The sequence below is a fragment of the Elusimicrobiota bacterium genome, assembly GCA_018816525.1.
GTDB lineage: Bacteria > Elusimicrobiota > Endomicrobiia > CG1-02-37-114 > XYA2-FULL-39-19 > OXYB2-FULL-48-7.
Window position 1 is genome coordinate 1 of the sequence record JAHIVV010000035.1, and the last position, 5,743, is coordinate 5,743.

5 protein-coding genes are annotated in these 5,743 nt (G+C 34.3%); all 5 read left to right on the forward strand.

Annotation, left to right across the window (positions count from 1 at the left end; translation table 11 throughout):
• Positions 1-138 precede the first annotated feature (138 nt).
• Positions 139-372, forward strand: coding sequence for a hypothetical protein (locus KKH91_03795; protein MBU0951936.1), 234 nt, complete (start codon positions 139-141; stop codon positions 370-372).
• Entirely contained in the window at positions 369-2,129 is a 1,761-nt protein-coding gene (locus tag KKH91_03800; protein MBU0951937.1) for a glycosyltransferase family 39 protein, read from the forward strand. The genes KKH91_03795 and KKH91_03800 overlap by 4 nt, the downstream gene beginning before the upstream one ends.
• A complete protein-coding gene (locus tag KKH91_03805) occupies positions 2,113-3,273 on the forward strand; it encodes a glycosyltransferase (protein MBU0951938.1) in 1,161 nt (386 codons plus the stop codon). The genes KKH91_03800 and KKH91_03805 overlap by 17 nt, the downstream gene beginning before the upstream one ends.
• Before the next feature lie 13 nt (positions 3,274-3,286).
• Positions 3,287-4,006 carry a glycosyltransferase family 2 protein gene (locus KKH91_03810; GenBank protein MBU0951939.1) on the forward strand — a complete coding sequence of 240 codons (720 nt, stop codon included), beginning with the start codon at positions 3,287-3,289 and terminating at the stop codon, positions 4,004-4,006.
• A partial coding sequence (locus KKH91_03815; GenBank protein ID MBU0951940.1) for a glycosyltransferase family 39 protein occupies positions 3,979-5,743 on the forward strand: 1,765 nt, incomplete at its 3' end. The genes KKH91_03810 and KKH91_03815, both read left to right, overlap by 28 nt.

Here is a 5,743-nt window from a genome sequence, read left to right on the forward strand (position 1 = left end):
GTTGTGTTCTGTGCTTCCAACGAACCTTTTTGCCAGAAGAAATCTTTGGGATTGGCTAAACGCTCCGTTTCATGAAAAGAGCAAGGCTAATCTTAACAGCTTACAACAAACATTTGCTTTCGGCTAATTTGGACACCAATGGAATTGGTTGATAAATTAGAAAAACAAAAATTTACTATAGAAAAAGTTAAGTACAATAATTTTGTTGGTGTTTTTGGGTGGTTTATTAACAGCAGAATCCTGGGCAGAAAAGAATTTCCAATCTTACAGCCAATTATTTTTGATAAGTTTATACCAATAATCACAAAAATTGAAAAACTATTTAAAATCCCATTTGGGATGAATCTTCTAATTATAGCAAACAAACCATGAAAATAAATTACTTGTATTTTGCTTTTATTGCTTTGTTAATAACCATTTGTTCACTAATTCATTTTTGGGGAATTAATTGGGGCACACCAAGCTGGGAACGTAGTTTTCAAGTATTTAAAAGCGATAGCCAGATAACGGAATTAGCCCCTAAAATGATTGAGTTAAGAAGTAAATTATACTCAAAGGCAATTTCATTTTCAAACCGTAAGACAAAATTCACTAAAGAAGATTTTGATAACTATTTTACACCTCATAACCTAAAACCATTTGATACTCTTTCTAACGATATAAAATTGGATTTTATGAGAGGGTATTTATTAGGATTAGTTTTGAGTGATGAGCAACAAGTCTTAAATGCTATGGCAAACATACACCCAGAAAAGCTTGATTTCGATCCAGACACAAACTATACACATGGCGCTTTTTACTATTATTCTCTTGGTGCATTTTTGATGATAGGAAAATACTTACAATTTTTACATATAACAAATGACCCGAATTTATATTTCTTGCACCCAAATTATATCGAAAATGTTTATTTGTTGGCCCGCAGTTTTAGTGTTATATTTTCTATATTTTGTGCGATTCTATTGTTTTTCATAGGAAACAATATATTCAATAAAAAAATAGGCGTATTAAGTTCACTTTTCTTTTCGTTATCACCACTTATTTTGACGTACAGTCATCAAGTGAAGCCACATACTTTTGGTATGTTTTTGATGCTTCTGTCCTTCTATTTGTGTTCAAGGGCTATAATTACAAGCGAACGCACTAAGTATGTACTTGTGTCAGTAATACTAGGGCTATCATCAGCTATTCTTTTGAGCAATATCGTTTTTGTTTTAATGATTCCATTATGTGAGTTTTATACAAGAAAAAATTCAACTAAATATTTTAGGTGGGGAACAACTATTCTTCCAATCTTTCTAGTTTTTATCGTTTATGTAATTCTCACACCATATTCTGTTCTTAGCTTCCAAAGATTTTTTAATTCCGCAATTGCACACAATTATGTTGTTTACGGCTATGGAAAATTTGGGATTAGGGGTGCAATTTTGTTTTTGTATGGGGTATTCAATTTTGGGCATTTTTGGGTATTAATCCCAGCAATTGTCCTAGGCGCAATTTATCTCTATAAACAAAAAAAACCGGAAAACAGTTTTCTTTTAACAATCTCTTTGGTCTTTACTGTTTTTGCAGGGTTTTTTATGAAACACCCGGGTGTATTTACATTAACAATGCCTTTTCTATGTATCTTTGCTGCTGCCGGTATATTTGCCCTGACAAATTCAACACTGTTTAACAAAATAATCGGGTATTCCTACGGTTTATTAATCGTCTGCTCGCTTATTTTAAGCACCTGTTTTTATGAACAGCTATTTGTCCAAAAAGGCAACCTTACTTTTGCCGGCCAATGGATAAATGAGAACATCCCAAAAAAATCTTCAATAGGTATTCCAACCGGATGGGCACTCCCCGGCCATTTTCCGGCTATTGAATTTTTAAGTTATAAATTAATAAATATTCCTCTTGACGAGAGCGTTATTAATCAAAATTCAAAAAAGTTTCCTGAATACCTCGTTGTTACTCATCCTTTTATGCAAATTTCAACATTCGAAAAAATAATATTAAATTATAAACCAATCAAAATGTTTGAAGCACCAAAAAAACTGTTAGGGATACCATTTTCAAATGATTTTATACCTACAGAGAATATGGATGTCTTGATTCTGAAAAAAAATGACAAAACCAGTTAATATCTTGTATGTTATTACCGACTTAAACATCGGCGGCACGGAAAAAATGCTCTTTGAAACTGTTACAAGGCTCAATAGAAACATCTACAGGCCGATAGTCTTTAGTTTAAAGAAGTGGGGGAACTGCGCAGAAAAGCTAAAAAATGCCGGTATTGAAGTCAGGGCACTGAATATTTACCGTTTAGGCAAGCTTTTTCTGCCATTTTTTATTATCTTTGCAATCACTTCGATCACGAAAACCGTTAAAAAAAGAGATGTGTCAATAATATGCACCTATCTTTTTCAGGCAAATATTATAGCCCGTATAGCTTTTTTACTTACTAAAAAACCCGTCATAATATCGTCAATACGAGTAATGGAAGAGCAAAAGAAATGGCAATTGTTCTTTGACAGATTAACATCTAAACTTTGCGCCCTGGTTATTGTAAATTCTATAGCTTTAAAAAGATTCCTCGTAAAAAACCGCGTTTATCCTGATAACATGATTAATGTAGTTTATAACGGTATAGATAGTTCAAAACTTCAAACTGCTGATAAGAGCCTGTTCTGCAAAGAGCTGAATTTGAATCCTGAGAGTGTTCTAATCGGCGCGATAGGAAGGTTACACGAACAAAAAGGATTTAAGTACTTAATTGATGCAATTAACAAAATCAATCTTCAAACTATAAACAACAATATGCAGTTTGTAATAATAGGTGACGGCCCCGAAAGAAATAAATTGGAATCAATAATTGACAAATATAATCTGAAAGATAAAGTTAAAATCACAGGTTGGCGGACTGATGCTTCTGAAATAATTTCTATTTTGGATATTTTTGTAATTCCTTCTCTTTGGGAAGGCACCCCAAATGTAATATTAGAAGCAATGGCATACGGGAAACCTGTCATTTCAACCAACGTGGGAGGAGTTCCAGAATTAATTGAAAATATGAAGGAAGGCATTCTGATTGCCCCGGCGGATTCAAATGAACTTGTAGAAAAAATAATTTGGATGACACAAAATAAGAATAAGGCTGCTGAATTTGGCATTAATGCCAAAGAAAAGATAAAGAAGTCTTTTAGTATTGAAAAAATGATTGCAGAAACAGAATTAATATACCAAAATCTATTAAAAGCGGGAAACAATGAGCCAGAAAAAACTTAAAACAATTATTGTAATGCCGGCATACAATGCTGAGAAAACCCTTGAACAGACTGTAAAAGCCATACCGGCAGGTATTGCGGATGAAATTATCCTTGTTGATGACTGCTCGAAGGATAAAACTGTAACTATTGCGCAGAAATTGGGGTTAAAGACAATTGTGCACGCCAAAAACACGGGCTACGGCGGTAATCAAAAAACGTGTTATAATGAAGCTTTAAAAGCCGGAGCTGACATAGTAGTTATGATTCACCCGGACTACCAGTATGACCCTAAAGTCATTCCTCATATGATTGCCTTCATAGAAAATGATATCTGTGATTTTGTTTTGGGCAATAGAATCAGGACCCGTAAGGAGGCGATCTCAAGCGGAATGCCGATTTACAAATATTTTGCCAACAGAGGCCTTACTATATTTGAAAATCTAATCCTGGGCCAAAATTTAGGTGAATGGCATTCCGGGCTTAGGGCTTACTCCAGGAAGGTATTGGAAACAATCCCCTGGGATAAAAACTCAGATGATTTTGTATTTGACCAGGAAATGCTCATACAAGCCGCCTATTTTGGTTTTAGAATCGGGGATGTCCCGGTTCCTTCAAAATATTTTGCGGAAGCTTCCTCAATCAATTTTGCAAGAAGCACCAAATACGGTATCGAGACGCTGATAACAATTTTAAAGCTGTTTTTACATAAGATTGGGATTAAAAAATGCAAAATATTCTTAAATCAAAATTAATACTAGGGCTGCTTTATTTTTGTTTCCTGGCAGGAGTCACTTTTTTCAGCCTGATTAACTACCCTTTAACAGGTTTCGATTCAAAAATATTCGAAATCTTTGTTGTTTTAATTCTGTTTTTGTCAGCTTTCGGCGTTGGCAATAAACTAATGAAATTCTTGAATATTAACGCTGAAACTAATGAAGAAATAATATTTTCTATTGGCATTGGTCTAGGCTTTTACTCAATTTCTTTTCTTCTATTAGGGCTATTAAATCTTTTCTATCCTATCGCCTTAATAAGCTTTGTTTTGATTTCTGCAATTGTTTCCGTAAAAGAGATAAGAACCCTGCTGTCCGGATTTTACAAATCGATTCCAACACTTTTAAATTCACAATTAAAATCCAATGATTTGTTTTTAATTGTTCCGGCTCTAATATTTGCCGTAATAGGGCTTTTAATTTGTTTTGCGCCTCCTACTTATTATGATTCCCTTGTCTACCACCTTGCCTTGCCTGATATCTATCTAAGAGAACATGCAATAAACAAAATAAATTGCAATTTTTTTTCAAACTTTCCTGAAAATATAGAAATGCTGTTTTCAATCGGACTGGCGCTTGGCGATGATATTATTCCTAACCTCATAAGTTTCAGCCTGTGTATTTTAACCTCCCTTATCATATTTTTAGCAGGGAAGCGTTTTTTAACCCCTAAAAGCACGAAAACTGCATTGATGTTGTTTTTTATCACACCAAGCGTCATTCTGCTGGGGACAAGCACATACATTGAAATGGGTCTGTGTTTTTTTACAATGCTGGCATTGCTCTCATATATAAATTACGCAGAAACAAACAATGATTCGTTTATTGTACTCGCAGGAATATTTTCCGGACTGGCCCTTGGCACAAAATACACCGCAGGAATGAGCATCATTGCCATAATTGTTTTGTTAATTTTAGAAAAAAAGTGGGTTAAAATATTAAAGTTTATTGCCGTAAGCGGGCTTGTTTTTTTACCCTGGGGCTTGAAAAATCTGTTTTTTACCGGGGATCCTTTATATCCTTTTTTACAAAAACTTGTATATACTACGGTTGTTGGACCTTCAAAAGAAATTACAAATGGCTATTTTGCGCTTTTTAATCAATACAGTATTCAAACAGGTTATTTTGAAGATTTGGTTAAATTCCCCTACCTGATTGTTACAGAAGGAACTAGATTTGCGGGCGGCTTTGATGTATTAGGGGGTTTAGGCTGGACCCTATTCTTGGGTTTTATTCCCACCTTATTTTTTATAAAAAAATATGATAAAATAACAATAACTTTAATCATCTACTTTGTTGTGTACTTTTTATTGTGGTTTTCATCTAAACAGGTATTAAGGTTTTTAGTACCGGTTATTCCAATTTTATGCCTGCTTTGCGGTAAAGGAATAAGCAGTTTTGTTTCCGGCAACAAGTTCCTGAACAAAGCTATTGCAGCAGTTTTCCTGATTATTATGTTCTTTTCAAATTTGATTGTGCTTGCTACGGTCTTTGAAGTTACGGAGCCCTTCAAAGTAGCCTTGGGGCTTGAAACCAGGGATTTTTATCTCTCAAGAAAACTCAATTATTACCCCGCAGTGAAATTTATGAATAATACTTTGCCTCAAAATTCAAAAATATTGTTCTTGGGGGGAGAGCAGAGGGGTTATTATTGCAAAAGAAATTATTCAATAGCGCACCCTTTTGCGCCGAGCTTTTTTACTGAACTGCTTAATA

Bases quoted from the DNA above. Each gene is read 5' to 3' on its own strand.
- KKH91_03810 (MBU0951939.1), top strand. From the start codon at position 3,287: ATGCCGGCATACAATGCTGAGAAAACCCTTGAACAGACTGTAAAAGCC.
- KKH91_03795 (MBU0951936.1), top strand. From the start codon at position 139: ATGGAATTGGTTGATAAATTAGAAAAACAAAAATTTACTATAGAAAAA.
- KKH91_03805 (MBU0951938.1), top strand. From the start codon at position 2,113: ATGACAAAACCAGTTAATATCTTGTATGTTATTACCGACTTAAACATC.
- KKH91_03800 (MBU0951937.1), top strand. From the start codon at position 369: ATGAAAATAAATTACTTGTATTTTGCTTTTATTGCTTTGTTAATAACC.